Raw genomic sequence first — 23,504 nt, forward strand, 5'->3', positions numbered from 1 at the left:
TTTTTTACCTCAAGATCAATTCATCGATAAGCTCCTTTTCAAGGTGCTCATTGAGCATGCTAATAATTTTGGATTTTCCGTAGCTGAGTTCTTCCCTAAGCGTACTCGAACTCAGTTGAACATATAGGGTTTTTCCTTTGACGGTAATGTTTGTTGTATAGTTATTCACCCCATTACCCATCATTTCTTTCCAAGCATCCCTAATATTAACTTGGTCTAGGCCTTTATCTAGATGGTTTACCTCTACAAATTCCTTAAGAACGTCCGATAGTTTGAGATGTTCGGTGTGCCTTTTGCTCATTAATCTAAAATTAAAGGTTGGTAATGTTTGTATGTATAGATTATTTGGTTTTGGTTGATGACTTTTAAGTGCTCCTCATTTAACATCAATATGGTTTCTTTCCATTGACTGTAAGGTGTTTTGTAATAGAGGTTTAAACTATCATTTTCTTTTCTTACTTCAAAGGATTCTTTTAAGTTGGATCCTTCAAAATCGCCATCAATTTTTGGCTTTAGTTTTTCTCTTATCCCGTTGACGGAATCTGTTAATTCTATATAATCAATGGTATTATTGTACGTGTAGTCCCTTTGAGATCCATCAGGTAATTGAACTTCTTCAATTTCCCAATATCCGTTTAATTGCATTAAATCAACATTGTTTTCCTTACAATTGAAGAAAACAATGAGAAGTAAAAGAGAAGCTATTTTTTTCATGAGCCTAATTTGAATATTTCATAAGATTGGTGAACTTGTTTAACAACTTGTTCAGTTCGATCTGCATGGGTATCACTAATAAAAAGTTGTCCAAAATTTTCATCATCCACCAATTTAATTATTTGAGAGACACGTTGCTCATCCAATTTATCAAAAATGTCATCGAGTAAGAGAATAGGTATTTCTCCACTTTGCTTTTTGATGAAATCAAATTGAGCTAATTTTAAAGCTATCAAAAGGGATTTTTGTTGACCTTGACTTCCAAATTTCTTAATGGGATGTCCTTCAATTTCAAAAATGAGGTCATCTTTGTGAATCCCAACACTTGTATATTGTAGTGCTTTATCTTTATTTAAATTTTCTTGTAATAAATGGTCTAAGGTTTTTTCCTGTAAGTCACTAGAATAAACAATCTCCACCTCTTCATTTCCATTGCTGATAGCTTGGTATCTAGATTTAAAAATAGGAATGAAAACTTTGATGAATTCCTTTCGCTTTTCAAAAACAGCATGTCCCAATTCGTTGAGTTGAAAATTATATACTTCAAGCGTGTCTTTGTTGAACGTATTGTTTAGTGCAAAATACTTCAGCAAGGAATTTCTTTGAGATAAAACCTTGTTGTATTTAATAAGGTTTGTAAGATAGGCTTTGTTGCTTTGTGAAATAACACTGTCTAAAAAGCTTCGTCGTGTGGAACTTCCCTCAATAATTAAATCCCTGTCCGCTGGAGAGATAATGACCAATGGCAAAAAACCGATGTGTTCACTAAACTTGTCATAGGGTTTACCGTTTCTTTTGATTACTTTTTTCTGTCCCTTTTTTAAGCTTACAATGATTTTTTCTGCTTCATCATTTTTATTGTAATCTCCCGAAATTGCAAAAAACGATTCGTCATGTTTAATGTTTTGCGAGGATACTGGGTTGAAATAACTTTTTCCGAAGGATAAATGATATATGGCATCTAGAACATTTGTTTTGCCAACACCATTATTTCCCACAAAGCAGTTAATCTTATCATTAAAATCAAATGTTTGACTGTCGAAATTCTTGTAATTGGTTAATGTCAATGACTTTAAAACCATAGAGTTGAAAAAATAAAAGGTATATGCTGAATATTATATCAAAAAGATGTGCAAATTATTGAAAATAATCAAATAATAAGGCTTTTATTTTTTAAGAAAAATTATATTTTTGCGGCGCATTAATAATGAACATATGGCGACGTACAAAAAAAGAGGCTATAAACCTAAAACAAAGAAAGAGAAGGAAGAAGTAGAGGAAGTAATTGATGGTCACTCAACTACTGAGGAGGTATTTAATACCTTAGATGAGTCTGCATCAAAAACAGAAGATTGGGTTATAGCTAACCAAAAGTATATTTTTGGAATCATTGGCGTTGTAGCTGTGGTTGTTTTAGGGTACTTAGGTTACAATGAATTTTTAGCCAAACCCCAACAAACGGAGGCTATGAATGAGATGTTTCAAGCAAAAAAATATTTCAATGAGGCGGTAACTGGTACCGAAAAAGATTCACTTTACACTTTAGCACTTAACGGTGGTAATGGTAAAATGGGAATGGTGGACATCGCTTCTGAATATAGCGGTACCTCTGCAGGAAACTTAGCAAACTATTATGCTGGTATGGCTTACTTAAATTTGAAGGACTACAAAAATGCCGTTTCTTATTTGAGTGATTTTAGTAGTGATGATCAAGTTTTATCCGCTATGGCTAAAGGCGGAATTGGAGATGCTTTTATTCAATTAAACCAAGCTAAAGATGCCTTAGGTTATTATGAGCAAGCTGCAAAAATTAAAACCAATGAGTTTACAACTCCTATGTTTTTGTTAAAAGCAGGAACTACTGCCATGGAACTTGGAGAAATGGATAAGGCTTTGACTTATTTCAATCAAATAAAAGAAAACTATCCATCTTCATCACAAGCTGCTAATGTAGATGTGTTGATAGGGAAAGCCACAGTATTGGCTAAAAAATAATATGGCAACAGCGAATAAAAATTTATCAGTTTACGATAAAGAAACAATCCCAGACGCGAAGCAATTTCGGTTTGGGATTGTTGTTTCAGAATGGAACGATTCTATAACGATTCCGCTTTGTGAAGGTGCTATCGAGGCCTTAATAGAAAACGGAGTCTTGGAAGAAAACATTATTAAATGGTATGTTCCGGGAAGTTTTGAATTGATTTATGGCTGTAAAAAAATGCAACCTTATGTAGATGCTGTCATCGCTATAGGTAGTGTGATTCAAGGTGAAACTAAACATTTTGATTTTGTATGTGAAGCCGTTTCGCAAGGAATCAAGGATTTAAATGTACTGCATGAAACTCCGGTCATTTTCTGTGTTTTAACAGACAATACCATGCAACAAGCCATTGATCGTTCTGGAGGAAAACATGGTAATAAAGGAACTGAAGCTGCCATTGCGGCCATAAAAATGGCACAACTAAGGAAGGAAGCATAAAATCCTTTCCCTGTACTGTTAACAATTTTTGGCACAACCCACTCTTTATTTCTTCGTATTTTAAGTAACTTTGAGGTTAAACAAAGGAAGCTTTGGTATGCTTTTTGGACAACGAAAGAACAAACAGTTCAATTATAAATCAAGATTTAATACTGACAAAGAATCTGCTTCGGAAAACAAACCCAAATTTGAATTTCATTGGGCCGAAGAGAGCAAACTGAGACAGCAAAAGGCGAGTAAAATTTTTTCACTCCCTATGCTAGTCTTGTTTTTGGCTATGATTTTGATTCTTTGGTTTGTTCTAAGTCGTTATGAATAATCAGCGTTATGGGTATTTTCAAGCAAAGAAAGAATAAGAAATTTAGTTACACACCTCGACATTATCAAGGGGAAGGTAATCCCTTTGAGATTAAGCATAAGTTTGATGAATATAGAAAGACTGTTGGTAATGCAGGTGGTATTAAAGGTAAATTCAACAATGCCTTGGATGATTACAAAAACAACGTTGATGAAAAAGCGAACAAACGCGTTTTAATTATAATCGGTATCCTTATTTTACTCTTCCTTATTTTCATAGAGTTTGATTTGTCAATTTTCTTTAAAAGCTAATGGCAGATATCATTCAGTTATTACCAGATCATGTTGCCAATCAAATAGCAGCAGGTGAAGTTGTTCAAAGACCTTCATCCGTTGTTAAGGAATTGATGGAAAATGCTATAGATGCTGGTGCTTCTACAATAAAACTGGTCATAAAAGACGCAGGTAAAACTTTGATTCAAGTCATTGATGATGGCTGCGGTATGAGTGCTACCGATGCTAGGTTGAGTTTTGAGCGTCATGCTACTTCTAAAATTCGCTCTGCTGAAGATTTATTTCAATTACACACCAAAGGATTTCGAGGAGAGGCCCTGGCCAGTATTGCGGCTATCGCTCATGTAGAAATGAAAACAAAGCAGGATTCCAATGATTTGGGAACCCATTTAATTATAGAAGGAAGTGAAGTCGTGTCCCAAGAGGTTATTGTTACTCCTGATGGAACGTCCATTGCTGTTAAAAACCTTTTTTATAACATTCCTGCCAGACGAAATTTTTTAAAATCCAATCAGGTGGAGTTACGTCATGTAATTGATGAATTCCATCGGGTGGCATTGCCTCATCCGCAAATAAAATTTGTTCTTATTCATAATGGTAGTGAGGTCTTCAATTTGCCTTCCAGTAATTTTAGGCAGCGGGTAGTCAATATCTTTGGAAGTAAGACCAATGAGAAATTGGTGCCTGTAAATGAAGAAACCGAAGTCTTAAAAATTGATGGTTTTGTTGGGAAGCCAGAGTTTTCAAAAAAAACCAGAGGTGAGCAATTCTTTTTTGTAAATGATCGCTTTATTAAAAGCAATTACTTAAATCATGCTATTTCTTCGGCTTTTGAAGGATTGTTAAAAGACGGGCATCATGCCAGTTACTTTTTATTTCTTCAAGTTGACCCCAAATCGATAGATATTAATATTCATCCCACCAAAACGGAGATCAAGTTTGATGATGAGCACACATTATATGCCATTTTAAGAGCCTCGGTAAAACATAGCTTGGGACAATTTAATGTAGCTCCTATTTTAGATTTTGAAAGGGATTCCAATTTGGATACCCCTTATAACTATCAGAACAAGGAAGTGAATACACCTCGTATTGAAGTGGATAGCAATTTTAACCCCTTTGCTTCCAGCTCCAGTAAAATAAGCAGCAAGCAAACCCAAACTGCTTTTTCACGAAAGCAGACTCCAAATGATTGGGAAAGTTTGTACGTAGGTTTAAAAGATGAAGATGCAGAAGTAGAGCCTTCCAAAGAGTTTACTGAAATACGATTTGAAAGTGAAGAGCAAACCCTTTCAGTTTTTGATGAGGTGTCGCATGTTGATAAGGTTTATGCTACTTATCAATTACATAACAAGTATATAGTAAGTCCTATCAAATCGGGAATGTTATTGATAGATCAAAATAAGGCACACCAAAGGGTTTTATATGAAGATTTTCTTCAGAATATTACCGTTAAAGAGAGTGTCAGCCAGCAATTGTTGTTTCCAGTAGAATTGCATTTTACACCTCAGGAAATTGAGATTATTAAGCAAGTTCGTGAAGATTTGGAATATGCTGGTTTTATCTTTTCTAATTTTGAAGTAGATAGAATAGAAATTTCTGGGGTTCCTGTGAATGTGCCATCTAGTGAGGTGACTCTTATTTTGGAGCAGATAATTAGTGATATTGAAAATGATATTCCAGACAGTTGCTTTAGTGCAGCCGATTTGTTGGCCAAATCCATGGCTAAAAGTTTATCGGTCAAAACAGGACAATCTTTATCAATAGAAGAACAGGAACATTTGGTAAATAGGTTGTTTGGGTGTAAAGAACCTAATATGACCCCTAATAATAGACCAACTTTCGTGACTATGAGTATGGAAGAGTTGGACAAAAAGTTTATTTAGAATACAAACAAATGAATTTAAGAATTTCAGAAACCGTCAAGCATTTACTGATCATTAATGTGGTCATGTTTATAGGAACCATGACAGTGGCCAATGGTGCTTTTTACGATTGGTTTGCTTTATATTTTCCCATTAACGATGCTTTTAGACCATGGCAAATCATTACTCACATGTTTATGCATGGAGGTGTAACCCATATTTTGTTTAATATGTTTGCTTTATGGATGTTTGGTACACCTGTAGAACAGCGTTTAGGGTCCAAAAAGTTTTTATTTGTTTATTTTTCCGCTGGATTGGGAGCAGCATTGTTTCAATTAGGATATTATTATTGGGACTATTTTCAAATGTTACAGCCGTTATTGGATGCTGGTCTTTCCAAAGAAGCTATCACCGATATTGTAAATTTTAATATCGTTAGTGGTAATCAATATAGTGGTGCATTATTAAAGGATCAATTGATACCTTATTTGAATGAGCATAGCTATTCGACAAGCATGGTTACACAAGAGACGTTTACCAATTTGTTTGAAGCCAATGTCATGATTAATAATGGGTCCATGGTGGGAGCTTCTGGATGTATCATGGGGATTTTAGCAGCCTTTGGAGTTTTATATCCAGAAGCTAAGTTGATGATGATCTTTTTGCCAATCCCAATTAAAGCCAAATATTTTATTCCAGGGATCATCTTATTGGACCTAATTTCAGCACTAACTGGACATTCGTTCTTTAGCCCAAGCAATACGGCTTATATGGCTCATGTGGGTGGAGCGTTGGTTGGCTTTTTCATTATGTGGTATTGGAGAAAGAATCAGTTTAATAATAATAGATGGGATCTATGACATCCTTAAATCAAGACATATCCAGTAAGTTAAAAAACCTCAACGGCCTAGAAAAATTGATTGCTGTTAATGTGGTCGTTTTTTTAATTGTAACCATTATAAGGGCGCTAGTTGGTCGTTTTATGATTTTGGATTGGTTGGAATTGCCAAGTGATTTCTACAGTTTCCTTATCAAACCATGGACTTTAGTTACCTATTCTTTTTTACATTATGATTTCTTTCATATCCTATTCAATATGCTTTGGCTGTATTTTGTGGGTAAAATGTTCTTGACTCTTTTCAATGTCAAACTGGGAATGAACGTCTATTTTTTGGGGGCCATATCTGGAGGGTTGCTTTATCTGTTAGGATATAATGTGATACCTTCTTTCTTTTCGGGACCTAGCCGATTAGTTGGTGCATCTGCGGCAGTAAGAGCCTTATTGATTTTTATCTGTGCCTATTCGCCATTTATGGATGTTCGTATGTTTACCTTTAAAATCAAGCTATGGCATATTGGAGTGGCCGTGGTTGCTATAGATATCCTTGGGCTTTTCGGAGTCAATTCAGGAGGGAATTTAGCTCATTTGGGAGGTGCGATTTTAGGGTATGGTTATGCCGTACAACTTCGTAAAGGCAATGATATAGGTAAGGGGTTTGAAAAAATGATGGACTCTCTGTCTAGTTTATTTTCAAAAAAGGAAAAGTCTCCCTTGCGAACCGTTCATAAAACCAGAGGTCGAAAAGAAAAAATGGCAGGATACTCAAAGGAGGAGTTCAGTGAATTCAATACCCAAAAGAAAATCGATGTCATTTTGGATAAGATTAGTAAAAGTGGTTATGATAGTTTAACGAAGGAGGAAAAAGATTTTTTGTTTAGAGCAGGTAAATAATTAACTTTCCCCTTATGAAAGGACTCAAGTGGTTTGATAAACTTATCTATTTCTTAAATGCGCTTTTGGCCTTTGCTCTCTTACTATCTTACATACTTCCTTACCTGCCACCCAAAACATTCGCCATATTATCTGTATTGAGCCTAGGAGTTCCCTTATTGATAATGGTTAATGTGATTTTTTTATTTTATTGGTTGGTCAAGCTTAAAAAGCAATTGCTTTTATCCCTCTTGGTCTTATTGGTTGGCTATTTCTTTTTGGGAGGTTTGTATAAAATATCTTCTGAAGAGGAAGTGACATCATCCGACTTATCAGTCATGAATTATAATGTACGACTTTTCAATGTATATGAATGGATTCCCAGGAAAGGAGTGGAAAACGATATTGTATCATTTATCAAGGATAAAAGCCCTGACATTTTGAGTATTCAGGAATACCATCCACACAAAAGTATCGATTTATCTTTTTATAAATATAAGTTTGAAAATGTATCTGGTCAACGTGTCAAATACGGTCAGGTTATTTTTTCGAAATATCCCATTATTAATTCAGGGTCTATAGAATTTCCAAACACCTTTAACAATGCTATTTATGCTGATGTGGTAAAGGGTAAAGATACTGTCAGGATATATAATTTACACTTACAATCCTTGGGGATAGATCCGAATATCGATCACCTTAAAAAGGAGGATTCTGAAAAATTATTTGGGCATGTAGGGAATACGTTCAAGATGCAACAGTCTCAAGCTGAATTATTTTTAAAGCACAAGGCTAGTTGTCCGTATAAAATGATTGTATGTGGCGATTTCAATAATACAGCTTTCTCCTATGTTTATAGAAATATTAAAGGAGATTTAAAGGATGCTTTTACAGAAGAAGGAAATGGTTTTGGACGAACCTATAATTTTAAATTTTTTCCCATTCGGATTGATTTTATCCTAAATGATCAATCCATTGAAGTAGAATCCTTTAAAACCTTTGATGAAAACTACTCAGACCATTACCCCATCATGGCTCGATTAAAATTGGGAGAGTAAACAATCCACGCCATCTGATAGCATATGGATGATTAAACCCAGCGCCACCAGTCTTGTTTTTTTTGGGATAAGCATAAGGAAATAAACAGCTATGGCCCAATACGCATGAAGGGGGTGAAAGTTAATACTACATCTATTGGGATCAAATATGGGAGTCGCCAATAGGTGATCCAAGTCAACCAAAAATGCAGCAATCATTATGAAATAGGCTTTGACCCAATGAGCTCTAAAACCAAAAAGGGCTAGAAATAGGGGAAGAATAAAATGGCAACCGTAATGAATGAAACCCTGCATTTAGAATGATATTCTTTGGGATTCCAAATAATTTAAACTGTTCGGACCTTCATTAAAAAGTAAATCTAAAATACTCAGGTTTTCAATAAAACCGTGTTTGCTTTCAAAGACTTGGGTGTAATGCTCCAAGGCATTTGAAAACTTGTGTTTGACATTTACCAGCGATCGAAAATCCAAAACGTCTATAGGAGATTTATCATAGATTTCTGTTTTCTGGAAGTCCAAATCCAATTGCAAACAATCACAAACAGTATCAATGCATTTAAAATTAAAATCCATTAGATTGTCTACTTTCTCAAAAAAAAGAGGTTTCAACTCATCCTCATAAAACTCAAAAAATGGAGATGTTTGATAGGCTGATTGCAAGGATTTCCAGTGGTTGAGCTGCCAGTTTTCTTGATCCATGACCATTTGAACTGACTTGTATTTTTTCCGTTCTTTTTGAGAATGCCACACTGGAATGTTTAATAGCAAAGGACCATTAGCAGCATAAATATATGTTCGGCTTCTTAAAGTTTGTTTTTCAAAATTATCCTCCATTTCCCATAGAACCTTATCGGCTTGAACCATAGCTGCAAAATGCGCTATGTTTGGAAAATAGGTTGGATGTAAGAGAACCTTCATGTCTTAATAAAGGAATTGGTAGTACCTATGCCTGTTCCTTTTTTCTTTTTCTGAATTTGTTAAATCCGTAACCTATAGCCATCAAAATCAGGAATGGAATGAAGTAGGAGGTTGGTTTGCCACTTCCATTTACGGTTGTAAACAAACGATCCCATCTTATTTTTTCTCCAATACCTTTGCCATGTTGATTATAACTCATCCAAATAAAGACGGGTTTGCCAACGATATGATCCATAGGAACATAACCCCAAGAACGAGCGTCTTGTGAGTTGTGACGGTTATCACCCATCATCCAGTAATAGTCTTGTTTAAATGTATAGGTCGAAGTTTGTTGTCCGTTTATAAAGATTTGATTGCCTTTAACCTGCAATTCATTGTTTTCATACTCAGTAATCAATCTTTTGTAAAGAGGCAAAACATCAGTGTTTAACTCAATAGTGGCACCAGCCTTAGGGATGTATAAAGGACCAAAGAAGTCATTATTCCAATTATAGGCTGGATCATGTGGGAACACACTACCTTCACGCTCTCCTTTTTCACGCATTAGAGGTTCTATTTTGGCAACATTGGGGTGGTTCTTAAATTTCTCGACGGTTTCATTAGTGATACCAGGGAAATAACACACCGTGTAATTTTGATTGTAATGAGGGAAATCAGTGATGCCATATCGTTTAGACAGTTCGTAATTATCAAACGGACCATTTTTAGTTTCTACTTTATAGGAGAATTGTAATTTGGCTCGGTCTGGTAATTCGTTCTTTTGTCCATTAATATATACATAACCGTTACGTACTTCTAAAGAATCTCCAGGAATCCCTACACAGCGTTTTACGTAGTTGGTTTCTTTGTCTATCGGTTTTTTATAAGCTCTATTGGCAGGCTTGTACATGTTGTACAAAGTATCTACAGGCCAATTGAAAACAACTATATCATTGCGTTCTACGTTTTGAAATCCAGGTAATCGCAGATAAGGCAATTGAAACTTATTGATAAAGGAAGTCTTTTCTTCTTTTGCATTATCGTTGTATAGATATGATTTTGTTCCTAAAACAGGTATGGTATCATGAACCATTGGAGCTGCAAGAGTAGTCATGGGAATACGAGCGCCATAGTGAAATTTGCTCACAAATAAGAAATCACCAACCAATAATGACTTCTCCAGTGAAGAAGTTGGAATGGTATAAGGTTGAATGAAATAGGTGTGAACAATGGTTGCGGCCACAATGGCAAATAAAATGGAGCTTACCCAATCTCCAGTTGCTGTTTTAGGATGTAAATCCCTATTTTCTATATAAGTTAGATTGTCACCCGCATAATTGAGGTAGTAATTATAAAAACCGAGACTTAAAATGGCTAGCCATGTATCGGTAGTAGAGCTTTTTCCAAAACTTCTGGCAGTTTCTACCCAAACTACAGGGAACATGATCAAGTTTACTATGGGAAGAAATAGAAGAATGGTCCACCACCAAGGTCTGTTGATGATTTTCATTAAAATGACAGCGTTGTACACAGGGATAAATGCTTCCCAAGCTTGCCTACCTGCTTTTTGATATAATTTCCAGGTTCCTAATCCATGAATTACTTGAATGATTAGGATAAAAATAAACCACTGTACAAGAGTCATAATTATTTTCTTTTATTTTTTGGTTAGTGCAAGAACTGTTAAAATTGTTACTTTTCCAAGAGAAGTTAACCAATATTTAACACATCTTTCATGGTGAAAACGCCTTTTTTGCCAACCAACCATTCAGCCGCAATAACTGCTCCTAGAGCAAAGCCATCTCTGCTATGTGCTGTGTGGGTCATTTCGATGGTGTCTGTTTTACTGCTATATGTAACCGTATGTGTACCGGGCACATTTTCGATTCTTTTGGCTGTAATTGGAACAGCATTTGGTGCTTCTTGATCCAATACCCACTCTGAGTAATTTTGGTGTTCCTTGATGATGCCTTCGGCAAGAGAAATTGCTGTTCCACTAGGAGCATCCAATTTTTGAGTGTGATGAATTTCTTCCATGGATACTTTATACTCATCAAGAGGTCCCATCAATCTGGCTAATGTTCTATTAAGTTCAAAGAAGATGTTCACGCCCAAGCTAAAATTGGAAGCATAAATAAATCCGCCATTTTCTTCTTCGCAAAGTGCCACGGCTTTATCATAGTTATGAAGCCACCCTGTAGTTCCCGAAACCACGGGTACATCGTGCTTTAGACAATTGGCGATATTAAAAAAGGCTGCATTAGGAACGCTAAAATCTATGGCAACATCTGCTTGAGTGATATCATACCCACCTTCATCCGAAGTGGCTATAACTATCGAGTGTCCTCTTTGTTTGGCAATGGCTTCAATTGCTTTTCCCATTCTGCCATATCCTAGAAGCGCTATTTTCATAATCTAAAATTTAAAATTTAAAGTGAGGCCCACGTCTCCTTTGTTGTTCAAATCATTAATCTTATAGTGGGGCCTTACAGTCAATGCATCATCCACATTAAACTGCATAAGGTGAGCATTTACATTGGCTTCTATGATATTTAAAACATAGAAACCTAAAGTAACCAGCAAGGAAATTTCCTTATTTCGTCTTAGTGTTTTTTGGGCTCTTACCAGACCATCATCGGTTACTACTCCATAAAATTCATCAGTTGTATAACCTGCTAGTCTGCTTTTATAGGCATCCCTATAACGGTCATATTCTCTATCGTTATCAAAATAGAAATAAAGACCACCGCCAATGAATGCATACACTATAGGGATTTTCCAATATTTTTTATTGTAAGCTTGTCCTAAACCAGGTAAGATGGCTGAATAGAATGCTGCTTTGGAAGGCGCTAAGGGGTCAATAGGCTTTTTGTCCATTGCCGCTTGCTCCACCACTAAATCCTCTGTATCAATATAAGATTTGGATTTTCGTACGTTTTGCTGTTCTTCTGTTTTTTCCTCATCGTTTTCTTGAGAAAAACAGACTGGAATAACAGAGAAACAAAACAGAATTGTTATTATAAATAGCCTACTTGTCACGTTTTACAAGTTTCATGATACGGTTAAAGTCTTCTTCGGAATGAAAGGGGATGGTAATATTTCCTTTTCCTTTATTAGATACCTTAACGCTAATTTTATGACCAAAGTATTCTGAGAATTCCTTAATTCCTTTCTTAATATATTTCGGAATTTCTTTTTCAATAGGTTCCTTCTCGGGAGTATCTGAATGAAAGTTTCTTACCAAAGCTTCAGTTTCTCTAACCGATAGTTTTTTGGTAATAATTTTCTCATATAAATCCAATTGATCTGTCTGATCTTCAATGTTGATTAAAGCTCTCCCGTGTCCCATACTGATGAAACCATCGCGCATCCCAGTTTGGATGATTGGGTCCAATTTCAACAATCTGAGGTAATTGGCTATGGTAGAACGTTTTTTTCCCACACGATCACTCATTTGTTCTTGGGTCAAATTGATTTCGTCAATCAATCTTTGGTAAGAAAGAGCTATCTCTATAGGATCTAAATCTTGACGTTGAATGTTTTCAACAAGCGCCATTTCCAATGATTCTTGGTCATTGGCAATTCGGATGTAAGCTGGAATAGATTCCAGTCCTAATAATTTAGAAGCGCGAAAACGGCGCTCTCCAGATACCAACTGGTATTTGTTGAAGTCTAGTTTTCTTACTGTTATGGGTTGAATAACACCTAATTCTCTAATGGAAGATGCAAGTTCTTTTAGAGATTCTTCGTTAAAATTTGTTCTAGGTTGAAAAGGATTGAGGTCTATGGCATTCATGTCCAATTCCACAATATTTCCTATAACCTGATCAGCATTTTTATCTTTTGCAGAAGAAATGTCGTTATCAGGATCTTTTAATAAGGCTGATAACCCTCTACCTAAAGCTTGTTTCTTCGTTGCCTTCGCCATAAATTAGGAGTTTTTGGTAATGATTTCTTTCGCCAAACTTAAGTAATTTGAAGCACCTTTACTGGCTGCATCATAATTTATAATGCTTTCACCATAACTTGGGGCCTCACTCAAGCGTACATTTCGTTGAATAATGGTTTGAAAAACCATGTCGTTAAAATGCTTTTGTACTTCCTCAACCACTTGGTTTGAAAGTCTTAACCTAGCATCGTACATGGTCAATAGTAAACCTTCGATATCCAACTTTTGGTTGTGGATTTTTTGAACACTTTTAATAGTATTTAATAGCTTACCTAAACCTTCCAATGCAAAATATTCGCATTGAATCGGAATAATTACAGAGTCGGCCGCAGTTAAAGCGTTCAACGTTAAAAGCCCTAAAGAAGGTGCGCAATCAATTAATATAAAATCATAATCATTTTTGATGTCTGCCAAAGCCTTTTTTAGCATGTATTCTCTTTCATCCTTATCAATCAACTCGATCTCTATAGCCACAAGATCGATATGTGCTGGAACGACATCTAAATTGGGAGTGTCTGTATTAATAATAGCTTCCTTAACATGATTGGTATGCTCTAAAAGTTGATAGGTTCCAATCTCTACGGATTCAACATCAATACCTAAACCTGAAGTGGCATTGGCTTGAGGGTCTGCATCGATAAGAAGCACTTTCTTTTCTAAAACTCCTAGTGAAGCAGCTAAATTAACTGAGGTAGTGGTCTTTCCAACACCTCCCTTTTGGTTAGCAATAGCTATAATTTTGCCCATTAAACGATTTGGTTTTAATAGCGTAAAAATACAATTATTTATCAGTTTAGAAAACGTAAGTTGTTAACAGTATCTTAATTGATAAGTGCCTTATTTTAAGGCAATATTAACAATGCTTTGTGGGAACTTTTGTATTAAGTTGTATCTTTAATCCACTATTTAAATCACAATTTATGAATCAATTTTATCATCAATCTAAAATGATGCTGGCCAGTTTATTGTTTTTGGCCGTCTCATTTACTACACAGGCCCAAATAAAGCAAACGGCGAGCGTAGAAGGTATCACAGAGTATCAACTTGACAACGGACTTAAAGTCTTATTATTTCCCGACAACTCTTCACAAACCATTACGGTTAATATTACCTACAAAGTAGGTTCAAGACATGAGGGTTATGGAGAAAAAGGAATGGCTCACCTTTTGGAGCATATGTTATTTAAAGGATCTACAAATCATACTGATATACCTCAGGAATTAACAACCAGAGGATCTCGACCTAATGGAACCACATGGTATGATAGAACCAATTATTATGAAACTTTTAATGCTACTGAAGATAATTTAGAATGGGCTTTAGATTTAGAATCTGACAGAATGGTCAATTCTTTTATTGCACAAAAAGATTTGGAATCAGAATTTAGTGTGGTAAGAAATGAGTTTGAAAGTGGGGAGAATTCGCCTTCAGGTGTATTGATGGACAAGGTAATCGATGCTGCTTATTTATGGCATAACTACGGTAGTTCAACAATTGGAAACAAATCTGATATTGAGCGTGTACCTATTGAAAACTTACAAGCATTTTATAAAAAGTATTACAGACCAGATAACGCCATCTTAATGGTTACTGGTAAATTTGACAAGGATAAAACCTTAAAACTGATTGAGGATAAGTTTGCTGGAATTAAAAATCCGGCAGAACCAGTAAGAAAATCTTATACAGTAGAACCAGCTCAAGATGGTGAGAAATATGTGACCCTAAGTAGAGTAGGGGATTTACAGATTGTTTCTGCGCTTTATCACACCCCAGCAGGTTCTCATGAAGATTATGCTGCTATTGCCATAGCAGAACAGATTTTATCTGATAATCCATCTGGGCGTTTGTATAAGGCTTTAGTAGATGGAAAAAAAGCATCAGGAATTTGGTCTTTTAGTCCGTTTACTCATGACCCTGGATTTATTTATTTTAATGTTAATGTACCATCAGATAAGTCTTTGGATGAAGCTGAAAGTACATTGTTGACTGTTTTGGATGATTTCTCCCAAAAACCTGTGAGTCAAGAGGAATTGAATAGAGCTAAGGCTAATCTTTTAAAGCAAATTGACCAAATAAGCAGAAACTCTTCTTATTTAGGAACTTATATGAGTGAATTTATTGGTGCTGGAGATTGGAGGTTAGCGTTTATTCACAGAGATCGTATTGAAACGATGACTGTTGAAAAAGTAAATGCAGCAATTCAGAGATATTTTATTAAAACCAATAGAACGGTAGGGAAGTTTATCCCAACAAAAACACCGGTAAGAGTAGAAATAGAACATACCGAAGGTTTGGAAGACCTAGTTGCTACTTACAAAGGAAGAGAAGGATTTGATGCTGGTGAGGCTTTTGACCCATCTTATGACAATATCAACCAACGCTTGGTACAGGGTACTTTGAGTAACGGTATTGAGTATGGATTCATTAAAAAGAACAACCGTGGGAATACCGTTAATCTTTCTTTTGTTTTGAGAACAGGAAACCTTGATCAACTTATGAATACAGGTGTTGTTGATGGCTATACTGCCAGAATGTTAGACAAAGGAACCACGTCTAAATCAAGACAGCAAATTGAAGATAAGTTGAGTGAGTTGAAATCCTCCATTAGATTTCAAGGATCTAATGGCAGACTTTATGCTCGCATAAGTTCTACTGAAGAAAACCTAAAACCAACTTTAGATTTAATGGTGGATATGTTGAAGAACCCTGCTTTTAACCAAGAAGAATTGGATAAGCTTAAAACTCAGGATCTAGCTAGTATAGAATCTAGTAAGACTGAGCCAACATTCTTGGCAGGGATGAAATTAAGACAGATTAATCAGCAGTATCCAAAAGGACATCCAATGTATGCTATGTCTCTTGAGGAGAATATCGAGGCTATTAATGATGTCACCATTGAAAAGATTAAGAAGTATTACAACACCTTCTACGGATTATCAGATTGGTCTAGTGTAGTAGCTATAGGTAATTTGGATGAAGCCTTCTTGAAGACTTATTTTGTAGAGCAATTCAAAGATTTTAAATCGGGATTGAAATACAAAAGAGTTGCCGACAAATATTTCGAAAACAAAGCTGTAACTGACGAAATCTTAACGCCAGATAAGAAAAATGCCTTTACTGTTGGAGCCTTAACTTTTGAAGCAAGTCAATATGACGAGGACTTTGCGGCATTGGAAATGGCTGGCGCTATTTTTGGTGGTGGTTTCTTAAACTCTAGAATCGCTACGAGATTGCGTCAACAAGACGGTGTAAGCTATGGAGCGGGAGGTAGTGTTAATGTAGATGGCAATAAGGATGATAAATCGTCTTCTATATTTGTTTATGCTATTTATGCACCTGAGAATGAAGCTAAGGTAAAACTTGGATTTGAAGAGGAAGTTGCCAGATTTATCAATGAAGGTATTACCGAAGAGGAATTGAAGAATGCCAAAGAAGGTTGGATTCAAAATGAGAGTGTCTCTAGAGCGAAAGATAATGAATTACTAAACACCATCAGTAACAATATGTATTATGACAGAGACATGAATTTCCAAAAAGACATTGAAGAGAAGGTTAAAAAATTAACCGTGAAAGATGTTAATAAGGCGATCAAGAAATACTTCAAGACATTTGATCAGTGGACTGTAGTTTATGCTGGAGATTTCGAAAAAGCCGATATCAAAAAGGAAGAAGAAAAAGTGGATTAATATATTTTGATACCATTTGAAATAAAAAGCCCATCTCAAGAGATGGGCTTTTTTATTGTAGTCAAATTAAGACTTATTTTTCTGATTGGGAAGATTGAATCCTTTCCGCATTTTTAAGTTGTGTAGGGTTTACTTTGGGTTCGTTTTCATTGGCCGGTTTTTCTGTAACCTGAGTAGGATCTACATCAAATAATTTGGAGTAATACCAATCTAAAGCAACAAAGGTGGCTAAATATCTGTCTTTTGGAGCTCTTCTGATTTTTGTTCTTAATGGAGCAGCAATTAATGGTGCTCTCATACTGTTCGTTGCAACCAAGGCCTTGAAAGTAGTTTGGAAATCTTTATCCGAAAAATTGTTGCTTACACATTCAAAGATAGGTGCTTGGTAATTCACCGAGTGGTCTTCGTTAAATATTCCAGCTTCGGCTTTAAGGGCTTCAAACACTTCCATAGTATGCGGTGAAACAGCTGCTTGATAATCCATTCTTCTATTGTTTACATTAGCAAGAAAGGTGCTGTATGCTTTGGGTAAATTATTGGTTGACTGATTGAAATATTTTTTAATGTCTTCCTCAAAACTTAAAACAGCCTCTTCAAATAACTTGGTGTTTGTATTAGGACAGTTTATGCTGGAACCATCTTGGGCAAATTTATAATCAAGCGTTGGTTTGGTTTCCGTTTTACAGCCAAACAGGCTTATTCCTAAGGCGATAACAAATACTTTAATCGTCGTGTGTTTCATAATGTAATTTTTATTCGGTTTTTAATCTATTTTTTTCTTGGGGGTCAGAAATTCTTTTTTCAATAATGGGTTCTAAAAGGGTTTTTCGAGGAGCCATTTTTAAGAAGGGATATAGCTCCAGTTGGTCTGTCATTTGGTCCTGAGGGTTGATGTATTTATTGGTCCCCACCAACACCAATTCCTTATTGTCAAACTGTTCCAGTTCTTTATGGGAACTTTCCCTAATTTTTTTCTGGATGACCCCATCTTTAAGCTGCGTTAAAAAGCCGCCTCCAGCTTCAATATCTTTAAAAATATCCAAGGCTTTTTGAGCTAATTGGTTGGTGAGGGTCTCTATGTAGTAGGCTCCTTCTGTAGGATTGACGACTTTATCGAGATAGCTTTCATGTTTAAGCACTAACAATTGGTTTAAGGATATGCGTTCTCCAAAATCATTTACCCTTTTAAATACAGTATCATAAGCCAAGTTGTTGATGGTATTGGCACCGCCTAAAATAGCACTCATGCATTCTGTTGTGGTGCGCAGCATGTTGGCATTATAATCAAATAGCGTTTTGTTTCTTTTTGTGGGTTGTGCAAAAATATGGCAGGTACTGCTCACATGATATTCGTTAGAAAGGCATTCCCATAATAGCCTCATGGCCTTCAGTTTGGCAATCTCAAAAAAGTAATTGGAGCCGATGGCCATTCTAAATGAGAATTTCAGCTCCTTTATTTCCTCGTCTGTGTTGTTTGAAAATAGATAATCCAAATAGGTATTGGCATGTGATAAGGCGTAAGCCAATTGCTGGGTTATATTAGCTCCAGCATTTTGATACAAAGCAGCATCAATACTTATTTGTTTGGTGTTTTTGATAATTGCTTCAAACTTTTGGTGGTCATCCTTTAAGTTTGTGAACCAATTACCGCTCCTGCCCAAATTCCCAATGATGTCGGTTACTAAGTTTGAATTGGGATGGGTTTTTTTGACCTCTGCTACCAATTCAGGATTAAGAAATTGAAATTCAAAATAAAGAAGCGTTTCCTTAGGAATACCTTCAAGCAGTCCCATAATGTCGATATCCTTTTGGGGAAGGATAAATTTGATTGTATCTGCTCCCTGTCTAAGAAGCGCTATGGCATGCTGGTTAGATTTTTCAACGTCTGCCACATAGATGGTTTCACATATTTGCCATTGTGTGCAATCCACTGATTTTTCGATGGGCAGATTTTCAATATCCTCTGAAACATAAAAAGGTTTGACGTCAATACCTTCATTGGAATGCCATATTAAAAGGTCATTATAGTCGGCACCTTTTAAGTCAAACTGTAACTTTTGCTTCCATTGTTTTGAAGAAATATTGGGGAATTCGTCAAAAAGTGATTTACTCATCATGTTTTGTTTTTACAAGGCTGTCCTGGTATTCAATGATGTAAATTTCTTCGTTTTCCCGTTTCATATAGTAGGTTTCCCTAGCCAGTTTTTCAACACCTTCCTCAGTGCTTAGCTCCTTAATAGCCTTTTTGTCTTTATTGATTTCATTTTGATAGTATTCCTTTTCGTTTTCAAGTTCATTAATATCTGAATTCAGCTCGTAGTGAATCAAAAACGAATTGGCATCGAAGAAAATCATCCAAACCGCAAAGACAACGAGTATCAAAACAAAAATGTTTCTAAAGGGTTTCAGGTATTTGTTGTTTTTAATGCCCATATCAAATAAGACGTTCGTTAATGATGGTTTTCACAATATCAACGGCTACTGTATTGTATTTGTTATTAGGAATAATAATGTCTGCATATTCCTTTGAGGGCTCTATAAATTGCTGATGCATGGGCTTCAGGGTACGTTGATACCTAGTGAGCACTTCGTCAATGTCTCTGCCTCTTTCTGAAATATCTCTTTTTAATCTTCTAATCAAGCGTTCATCACTATCGGCATGAACAAATATTTTGATGTCAAACATGCTCCTTAATTCAGGATTGGTTAATATCAAAATACCCTCTACAATCATCACTTTTCTTGGGTGGGTCACTATGGTATCTCCTGTCCTGTTATGTTTGACAAAAGAATAGACCGGTTGCTCTATGGTCTCTCCTTTTTTTAATTCTTTTAAATGCTCCTCCAGCAATTCAAAGTCTATAGACCTTGGGTGGTCAAAATTGATGGCGGTTCGTTCTTCAAAAGTCAAGTGGGAGGTCTCCTTGTAATAAGAATCTTGAGTGATGATTCCAACCTCACCTTCTGGCAGTTCTTCTAGAATTTGGTTGACTACAGTGGTTTTACCACAGCCTGTTCCTCCAGCAATACCTATAATTAACATGAATGGTGCATTTAAATAAGTAACACAAATTTAAATATTTGGAACAAATGTCACCGTTCAATTTTGGAAACTTGTTTAGGAGTTATTAACGTCTCATTGGTATTGCCCCAAGAATTGGTTACATAGTTAAGAATATCTGCCACTTCTTCATCCGAAATTCCTAAAGGTGTCATAACGCTGTTATATGTTTGTCCGTTGACGGTGATTTCTCCCTGCTGGCCATATTTGACGACATGTATGGCACGGGGAATGTCTTCCATCAAGAAATCAGATTTTGCTAGGGGAGGAAACACGTTTTTTACACCCTGTCCTTCCTGCATGTGGCAACTGATGCAATAGACGTCATAAAGTTGCTTTCCTTTTTCCATGCTGGCCTTTAAGTTTTTCTCTGATTTACTTCCTTGATTTGAATTGCTGCAACCAACCATGAAGATGGCGGTCAATAGAATTGCTTTAAAAATATGTCGCATAGGTTAACGCTGGAGCTTAATAATTCCTAATCCCTCTATGCCAGCATAGATGTAGCCATCTGGGCCTTGTTCTAGAGAACGAACTCGTCCTATGCCTTCTAGAAGTTTCTTTTCTTTTACCACGGAATTTCCGTCTAAAAAGCAAAGTGCAAGATACTGAAATTTCAGGGAACCGACTAACAGATTTCCTTTCCAATTGCCATATTTATCACTGGTTATAAAAACCATACCGCTAGGGGCAATGGAGGGGTCCCAATAATGAATGGGCGGTTCTATGTCGGGCAAGGTGGTGTACGGCGTTAATTGAGAGCCGTTGTAGTTTTTTCCGAAACTTGCTTTAGGCCAGCCGTAGTTCTTTCCGGGTTTGATGATGTTTATTTCATCACCTCCCATGGGGCCATGTTCATGGATCCAGATGTCTTGGGTAACCGGATTGCGTTTCATTCCCTGCGGATTTCTATGGCCGTAGGTGTAGATGGCTTTTTTGGCATTTGATTGGTTGCTAAAGGGGTTGTCATCAGGGATGGTGCCATCGTCTTTGAGACGGTATATTTTACCGCCATCCCTAGTGATATCTTGCGGGTTTACGTCTCTATTGCCACGTTCGCCAATACTGAAATAGACATAACCTTGGTCGTCAAATTCTATTCTGGAACCAAAATGTCTGCCGTCTGTGGAATTGGGTTGTGCCTTATATAGTAGTTGTTTGTCTACCAATTGGTTGTTTTTTATACGGGCCCTCATAAGGGCAGTATGTCCTCCTTTTTTATCTCCTGCTGGGGAGGCGTAAGTAAAATAGAGCCAACCGTTTTGGGCATAATTGGGATGAAGTTGCAGGTCTAGTAAGCCCCCTTGGCCTCTTACATAGATTTCTGGAAGTCCCTTGATGTCGGTTTTTTTACCGTTGATGAAATGAACGAGTTTGCCTTCTTTTTCGGTGTAAAGAATGGAGTTGCCAGGGAGAAATTGAAAGCCCCAGGGGATGTGGAGATCTGGAACGATGAGCTCATAGGACAGCTCTTGGCTTCCTTGATTGGCCGCTAAGGTTTTCTTTTTTTTCTGTTGGCAAGAACCTGTAAGGAAGGCGCCTAACAACAGTGGGATAACCATTTTTTTTATCATAGTTCTGGGATTTCTATAAAATTAAAAATAATATTGTTTGAAATTCGAGAAATAACAATATCTTTGCAGTCCAAAATTCGGGGTGTAGCGTAGCCCGGTTATCGCGCCACGTTTGGGACGTGGAGGCCGCAGGTTCGAATCCTGCCACCCCGACAGAAAGCTGAACAGAAATGTTCGGCTTTTTTTGTGCTTTTTATTTTGGGTTTGTGGTTGGAATTAACAATGAGCAACTAACAATGTACAATTACCAATAATCAATAATTAAAAAGAGACAAGAATTAAGATTTTATAGGTAATGGTAAGAGGGCGAAATGGAGGCAACCAATTGTATGCCAAGGCTTTTATTTGTTCTTATTATTTGGTTTATGGAAGTTCCTAGTTTGTGTAGGAAATTTATTTATTTTTCGGGTTTATTTATTCCTTTATTATGTGAAATTTTCAAAAAGCAAGAATTGATGATAACATTGAAAACCCTAAAAGTATTATATAAAAGAATAGTTTTATGTTTTTTAATCTTTATCCTTTTTTCGGAATGTGGATCAAGTAAAGAAATTAAAAAACTTTCAACTCAATTAAATTGCTCAAAAAAGATTTGCTTTGTTTGGGATGACAACAGTAATTTCGTAAAATACATAAAAAAAGGTAACCACAAAGACTCTTATGCTTCCTTTTGGAAAGGGAAGAAATTGAATCATAAAGAAATTTTTATTAAGTCTGTTAAGGAGTTTAATGATAAATACGAAGGAGAATATTTCTATTCTGAAAATTACGACTTTTCCAAAGATTCAATTATTCATGTTTCTGTAAGGTTGGAAAAAGTGATTTTTAACATAGGTTTTTCAAAATTGATAACTGATGTACGGCTCGTATACTCAACTCCTGATAAAGAAGTTGGTTTAATTGGAACAAGTAATGGATATAAGGGAGAAAAATTATATCTGAAATGTTTCGAGGATGCAAATTTACAATTTCTACTTTCCCAATGTAACAACTGAAAATTCACACAAGAGGAATTGAATGAAAAAACAATTCCATTTTTACTTTTTGGTGTTGGTTCTCCAGCCTGTAATTTGTACAGGAAGGCTAACATGAAGTTCTCCCAATTTTTCTATCTTGGTTTTGTAATCAAAAAATGCTAGCGGATTTTCCTTGCAACAAACCAAACACAAAGCGTTAGTATTAATACGAGAATCAAAATGGGAATATTGGACTTTATATTTGGAAAGACAATAAAAATAGATGATGAGTTTTTCGGGAAAATGATTTTTCTTGAAGACAAAAGGGAACCGCTTAAAAGCTATTTTGAATGCAAAAGACATTTCAAACCAACTGATGACATTATTGAAATAGGAATAACAGGAGATGTAAGCGGACCGACAAAGATACAGATAGATTTTTTTCTAAAAATCGAATCTGATTATGATAAAATTGCTTCGTCAATAAAACCAATGATTGAAAATGAATTTCGGAATTGGAATGAGGATTTTAAAATAGCTGACTTTAAAAATGAATTTAAAGCTGTTTACCTTTTCTTGTCTCGTTGTGAAAAAGAACCAATAGTTTGGGAAATCGCATTTGAAAGCGAGCACAACTTAAACCATACATTCACTTTGACAATGAATGATTTACATGCGACTGAAATATTAATAGACGGATAAAAAAGTACAGTTGCTAAGCCGTGTAAAATAATTGTATGGTTCTAGCCAACTCAGAAAACCAATCTTCAAAGAATTAAAGAGAATTAATGTATTTATTAAGCTTTAGGGTGTTTTCTTTGCTGATAAAACAATTGGGAAGGATCATAAATAGAACTTGTTCTTCTCTAACATCTCCATTATCATATTCACGACACAACTTCAAGATCATTTAAGGGTTGTTAAGGTTTTAGGATTTCGTTTGAAATATTCCTAATTCTCTGG

27 protein-coding genes and 1 tRNA gene are annotated in these 23,504 nt (G+C 35.9%); 12 read left to right on the forward strand and 16 right to left on the reverse strand.

Translation table 11 applies throughout. From position 1 onward, the window contains the following. Positions 1-4 precede the first annotated feature (4 nt). The 3 genes from ZA07_RS10500 to ZA07_RS10510 are packed head-to-tail and all read right to left on the reverse strand — an operon-like array spanning position 5 to position 1,796. Positions 5-301 (reverse strand): DUF721 domain-containing protein, encoded by a 297-nt coding sequence (locus ZA07_RS10500; RefSeq protein WP_053971637.1) that lies wholly within the window; start codon positions 299-301, stop codon positions 5-7. Next, complete coding sequence (locus ZA07_RS10505; protein WP_053971638.1) at positions 301-714, reverse strand: hypothetical protein; 414 nt, start codon at positions 712-714, stop codon at positions 301-303. The genes ZA07_RS10500 and ZA07_RS10505 overlap by 1 nt, the downstream gene beginning before the upstream one ends. Further along, positions 711-1,796, reverse strand: coding sequence for a DNA replication/repair protein RecF (locus tag ZA07_RS10510; RefSeq protein ID WP_053971639.1), 1,086 nt, complete (start codon positions 1,794-1,796; stop codon positions 711-713). The genes ZA07_RS10505 and ZA07_RS10510 overlap by 4 nt, the downstream gene beginning before the upstream one ends. Positions 1,797-1,929: 133 nt before the next feature. Between ZA07_RS10510 and ZA07_RS10515 the strand changes: the two genes are divergently transcribed. From ZA07_RS10515 to ZA07_RS10550, 8 genes are all read left to right on the forward strand, one after another. Then, on the forward strand, positions 1,930-2,709 hold the full coding sequence (locus tag ZA07_RS10515) for a tol-pal system YbgF family protein (protein ID WP_053971640.1): 780 nt from the start codon (positions 1,930-1,932) through the stop codon (positions 2,707-2,709). A 1-nt stretch (position 2,710) separates the two neighbouring features. Then, positions 2,711-3,193: a 6,7-dimethyl-8-ribityllumazine synthase gene (ribH, locus tag ZA07_RS10520; RefSeq protein WP_053971641.1), complete on the forward strand. Its 483-nt coding sequence runs from the start codon at positions 2,711-2,713 to the stop codon at positions 3,191-3,193. A 70-nt stretch (positions 3,194-3,263) separates the two neighbouring features. Beyond that, entirely contained in the window at positions 3,264-3,512 is a 249-nt protein-coding gene (locus ZA07_RS10525; protein WP_157492113.1) for a hypothetical protein, read from the forward strand. A gap of 8 nt (positions 3,513-3,520) precedes the next feature. Further along, positions 3,521-3,802 carry a hypothetical protein gene (locus ZA07_RS10530; RefSeq protein ID WP_053971643.1) on the forward strand — a complete coding sequence of 94 codons (282 nt, stop codon included), beginning with the start codon at positions 3,521-3,523 and terminating at the stop codon, positions 3,800-3,802. Then, a complete protein-coding gene (mutL, locus tag ZA07_RS10535; protein WP_053971644.1) occupies positions 3,802-5,670 on the forward strand; it encodes a DNA mismatch repair endonuclease MutL in 1,869 nt (622 codons plus the stop codon). The genes ZA07_RS10530 and mutL overlap by 1 nt, the downstream gene beginning before the upstream one ends. Positions 5,671-5,681: 11 nt before the next feature. Beyond that, a complete protein-coding gene (locus ZA07_RS10540) occupies positions 5,682-6,509 on the forward strand; it encodes a rhomboid family intramembrane serine protease (protein WP_053971645.1) in 828 nt (275 codons plus the stop codon). Beyond that, positions 6,506-7,381 (forward strand): rhomboid family intramembrane serine protease, encoded by an 876-nt coding sequence (locus ZA07_RS10545; RefSeq protein WP_053971646.1) that lies wholly within the window; start codon positions 6,506-6,508, stop codon positions 7,379-7,381. The genes ZA07_RS10540 and ZA07_RS10545 overlap by 4 nt, the downstream gene beginning before the upstream one ends. 14 nt (positions 7,382-7,395) lie before the next feature. Then, positions 7,396-8,418 (forward strand): endonuclease/exonuclease/phosphatase family protein, encoded by a 1,023-nt coding sequence (locus tag ZA07_RS10550; RefSeq protein ID WP_053971647.1) that lies wholly within the window; start codon positions 7,396-7,398, stop codon positions 8,416-8,418. On the opposite strand, the gene ZA07_RS10555 is transcribed toward ZA07_RS10550, so the two are convergent. The 7 genes from ZA07_RS10555 to ZA07_RS10585 form a co-directional block, all read right to left on the reverse strand. Then, the gene (locus ZA07_RS10555) at positions 8,401-8,712 is read right to left on the reverse strand and encodes a DUF6122 family protein (RefSeq protein ID WP_053971648.1); all 312 of its coding nucleotides are present in this window, start codon (positions 8,710-8,712) and stop codon (positions 8,401-8,403) included. The genes ZA07_RS10550 and ZA07_RS10555 overlap by 18 nt on opposite strands. Then, on the reverse strand, positions 8,713-9,336 hold the full coding sequence (locus ZA07_RS10560; protein WP_053971649.1) for a WbqC family protein: 624 nt from the start codon (positions 9,334-9,336) through the stop codon (positions 8,713-8,715). 25 nt (positions 9,337-9,361) lie between these two features. Next, positions 9,362-10,960, reverse strand: coding sequence for a signal peptidase I (lepB, locus tag ZA07_RS10565; RefSeq protein WP_053971650.1), 1,599 nt, complete (start codon positions 10,958-10,960; stop codon positions 9,362-9,364). A 65-nt stretch (positions 10,961-11,025) separates the two neighbouring features. Further along, positions 11,026-11,727: a 4-hydroxy-tetrahydrodipicolinate reductase gene (dapB, locus tag ZA07_RS10570; protein WP_053971651.1), complete on the reverse strand. Its 702-nt coding sequence runs from the start codon at positions 11,725-11,727 to the stop codon at positions 11,026-11,028. Positions 11,728-11,730: 3 nt separating this feature from the next. Then, positions 11,731-12,354, reverse strand: a complete 624-nt coding sequence (locus ZA07_RS10575) for a DUF5683 domain-containing protein (protein WP_053971652.1) — start codon at positions 12,352-12,354, stop codon at positions 11,731-11,733. Further along, entirely contained in the window at positions 12,344-13,243 is a 900-nt protein-coding gene (locus tag ZA07_RS10580; protein ID WP_053971653.1) for a ParB/RepB/Spo0J family partition protein, read from the reverse strand. Before ZA07_RS10580 ends, ZA07_RS10575 begins: the two co-directional genes overlap by 11 nt. Before the next feature lie 3 nt (positions 13,244-13,246). Beyond that, entirely contained in the window at positions 13,247-14,011 is a 765-nt protein-coding gene (locus ZA07_RS10585; protein WP_053971654.1) for a ParA family protein, read from the reverse strand. 173 nt (positions 14,012-14,184) lie between these two features. On the opposite strand from ZA07_RS10585, the gene ZA07_RS10590 reads away from it, so the two are divergent. Next, positions 14,185-16,950 carry a pitrilysin family protein gene (locus ZA07_RS10590; RefSeq protein WP_053971655.1) on the forward strand — a complete coding sequence of 922 codons (2,766 nt, stop codon included), beginning with the start codon at positions 14,185-14,187 and terminating at the stop codon, positions 16,948-16,950. A 73-nt stretch (positions 16,951-17,023) separates the two neighbouring features. Here ZA07_RS10590 and ZA07_RS10595 read toward each other — a convergent pair whose 3' ends face one another. From ZA07_RS10595 to ZA07_RS10620, 6 genes are read right to left on the reverse strand one after another with little or no spacing between them, the layout of a single operon-like run. Next, positions 17,024-17,692 (reverse strand): hypothetical protein, encoded by a 669-nt coding sequence (locus ZA07_RS10595; protein WP_053971656.1) that lies wholly within the window; start codon positions 17,690-17,692, stop codon positions 17,024-17,026. A 10-nt stretch (positions 17,693-17,702) separates the two neighbouring features. Next, positions 17,703-19,067, reverse strand: coding sequence for a methylmalonyl-CoA mutase subunit beta (locus tag ZA07_RS10600; protein WP_369793515.1), 1,365 nt, complete (start codon positions 19,065-19,067; stop codon positions 17,703-17,705). Next, entirely contained in the window at positions 19,057-19,383 is a 327-nt protein-coding gene (locus ZA07_RS10605) for a septum formation initiator family protein (RefSeq protein ID WP_053971658.1), read from the reverse strand. The genes ZA07_RS10600 and ZA07_RS10605 overlap by 11 nt, the downstream gene beginning before the upstream one ends. Position 19,384: 1 nt before the next feature. Then, positions 19,385-19,993 carry a uridine kinase gene (gene udk, locus ZA07_RS10610; protein ID WP_053971659.1) on the reverse strand — a complete coding sequence of 203 codons (609 nt, stop codon included), beginning with the start codon at positions 19,991-19,993 and terminating at the stop codon, positions 19,385-19,387. A 50-nt stretch (positions 19,994-20,043) separates the two neighbouring features. Next, on the reverse strand, positions 20,044-20,463 hold the full coding sequence (locus ZA07_RS10615; RefSeq protein ID WP_231628669.1) for a cytochrome c: 420 nt from the start codon (positions 20,461-20,463) through the stop codon (positions 20,044-20,046). Between the two features lie 3 nt (positions 20,464-20,466). Further along, complete coding sequence (locus ZA07_RS10620; protein ID WP_053971660.1) at positions 20,467-21,585, reverse strand: PQQ-dependent sugar dehydrogenase; 1,119 nt, start codon at positions 21,583-21,585, stop codon at positions 20,467-20,469. 78 nt (positions 21,586-21,663) lie between these two features. Here ZA07_RS10620 and ZA07_RS10625 point away from each other — a divergent pair. From ZA07_RS10625 to ZA07_RS10635, 3 genes are all read left to right on the forward strand, one after another. Next, positions 21,664-21,738, forward strand: a tRNA-Pro gene (locus ZA07_RS10625). Positions 21,739-21,950: 212 nt separating this feature from the next. Next, on the forward strand, positions 21,951-22,580 hold the full coding sequence (locus ZA07_RS10630) for a hypothetical protein (protein ID WP_157492114.1): 630 nt from the start codon (positions 21,951-21,953) through the stop codon (positions 22,578-22,580). A 210-nt stretch (positions 22,581-22,790) separates the two neighbouring features. Then, positions 22,791-23,243 carry a hypothetical protein gene (locus ZA07_RS10635; RefSeq protein ID WP_157492115.1) on the forward strand — a complete coding sequence of 151 codons (453 nt, stop codon included), beginning with the start codon at positions 22,791-22,793 and terminating at the stop codon, positions 23,241-23,243. The last annotated feature ends 261 nt before the right edge of the window (positions 23,244-23,504 follow it).

Origin of the sequence: Mangrovimonas sp. ST2L15 (genome assembly GCF_001280515.1) — a bacterium.
Lineage (GTDB): Bacteria > Bacteroidota > Bacteroidia > Flavobacteriales > Flavobacteriaceae > Mangrovimonas > Mangrovimonas futianensis.

What these genes read in the sequence shown, in the direction of transcription:
- ZA07_RS10500 (WP_053971637.1), bottom strand. Translation starts at nt 301, where the DNA reads ATGAGCAAAAGGCACACCGAACATCTCAAACTATCGGACGTTCTTAAG.
- ZA07_RS10505 (WP_053971638.1), bottom strand. Translation starts at nt 714, where the DNA reads ATGAAAAAAATAGCTTCTCTTTTACTTCTCATTGTTTTCTTCAATTGT.
- ZA07_RS10510 (WP_053971639.1), bottom strand. Translation starts at nt 1,796, where the DNA reads ATGGTTTTAAAGTCATTGACATTAACCAATTACAAGAATTTCGACAGT.
- ZA07_RS10515 (WP_053971640.1), top strand. Translation starts at nt 1,930, where the DNA reads ATGGCGACGTACAAAAAAAGAGGCTATAAACCTAAAACAAAGAAAGAG.
- ribH (WP_053971641.1), top strand. Translation starts at nt 2,711, where the DNA reads ATGGCAACAGCGAATAAAAATTTATCAGTTTACGATAAAGAAACAATC.
- ZA07_RS10530 (WP_053971643.1), top strand. Translation starts at nt 3,521, where the DNA reads ATGGGTATTTTCAAGCAAAGAAAGAATAAGAAATTTAGTTACACACCT.
- mutL (WP_053971644.1), top strand. Translation starts at nt 3,802, where the DNA reads ATGGCAGATATCATTCAGTTATTACCAGATCATGTTGCCAATCAAATA.
- ZA07_RS10540 (WP_053971645.1), top strand. Translation starts at nt 5,682, where the DNA reads ATGAATTTAAGAATTTCAGAAACCGTCAAGCATTTACTGATCATTAAT.
- ZA07_RS10545 (WP_053971646.1), top strand. Translation starts at nt 6,506, where the DNA reads ATGACATCCTTAAATCAAGACATATCCAGTAAGTTAAAAAACCTCAAC.
- ZA07_RS10550 (WP_053971647.1), top strand. Translation starts at nt 7,396, where the DNA reads ATGAAAGGACTCAAGTGGTTTGATAAACTTATCTATTTCTTAAATGCG.
- ZA07_RS10555 (WP_053971648.1), bottom strand. Translation starts at nt 8,712, where the DNA reads ATGCAGGGTTTCATTCATTACGGTTGCCATTTTATTCTTCCCCTATTT.
- ZA07_RS10560 (WP_053971649.1), bottom strand. Translation starts at nt 9,336, where the DNA reads ATGAAGGTTCTCTTACATCCAACCTATTTTCCAAACATAGCGCATTTT.
- lepB (WP_053971650.1), bottom strand. Translation starts at nt 10,960, where the DNA reads ATGACTCTTGTACAGTGGTTTATTTTTATCCTAATCATTCAAGTAATT.
- dapB (WP_053971651.1), bottom strand. Translation starts at nt 11,727, where the DNA reads ATGAAAATAGCGCTTCTAGGATATGGCAGAATGGGAAAAGCAATTGAA.
- ZA07_RS10580 (WP_053971653.1), bottom strand. Translation starts at nt 13,243, where the DNA reads ATGGCGAAGGCAACGAAGAAACAAGCTTTAGGTAGAGGGTTATCAGCC.
- ZA07_RS10585 (WP_053971654.1), bottom strand. Translation starts at nt 14,011, where the DNA reads ATGGGCAAAATTATAGCTATTGCTAACCAAAAGGGAGGTGTTGGAAAG.
- ZA07_RS10590 (WP_053971655.1), top strand. Translation starts at nt 14,185, where the DNA reads ATGAATCAATTTTATCATCAATCTAAAATGATGCTGGCCAGTTTATTG.
- ZA07_RS10595 (WP_053971656.1), bottom strand. Translation starts at nt 17,692, where the DNA reads ATGAAACACACGACGATTAAAGTATTTGTTATCGCCTTAGGAATAAGC.
- ZA07_RS10600 (WP_369793515.1), bottom strand. Translation starts at nt 19,067, where the DNA reads ATGATGAGTAAATCACTTTTTGACGAATTCCCCAATATTTCTTCAAAA.
- ZA07_RS10605 (WP_053971658.1), bottom strand. Translation starts at nt 19,383, where the DNA reads ATGGGCATTAAAAACAACAAATACCTGAAACCCTTTAGAAACATTTTT.
- udk (WP_053971659.1), bottom strand. Translation starts at nt 19,993, where the DNA reads ATGTTAATTATAGGTATTGCTGGAGGAACAGGCTGTGGTAAAACCACT.
- ZA07_RS10615 (WP_231628669.1), bottom strand. Translation starts at nt 20,463, where the DNA reads ATGCGACATATTTTTAAAGCAATTCTATTGACCGCCATCTTCATGGTT.
- ZA07_RS10620 (WP_053971660.1), bottom strand. Translation starts at nt 21,585, where the DNA reads ATGATAAAAAAAATGGTTATCCCACTGTTGTTAGGCGCCTTCCTTACA.
- ZA07_RS10630 (WP_157492114.1), top strand. Translation starts at nt 21,951, where the DNA reads ATGGAAGTTCCTAGTTTGTGTAGGAAATTTATTTATTTTTCGGGTTTA.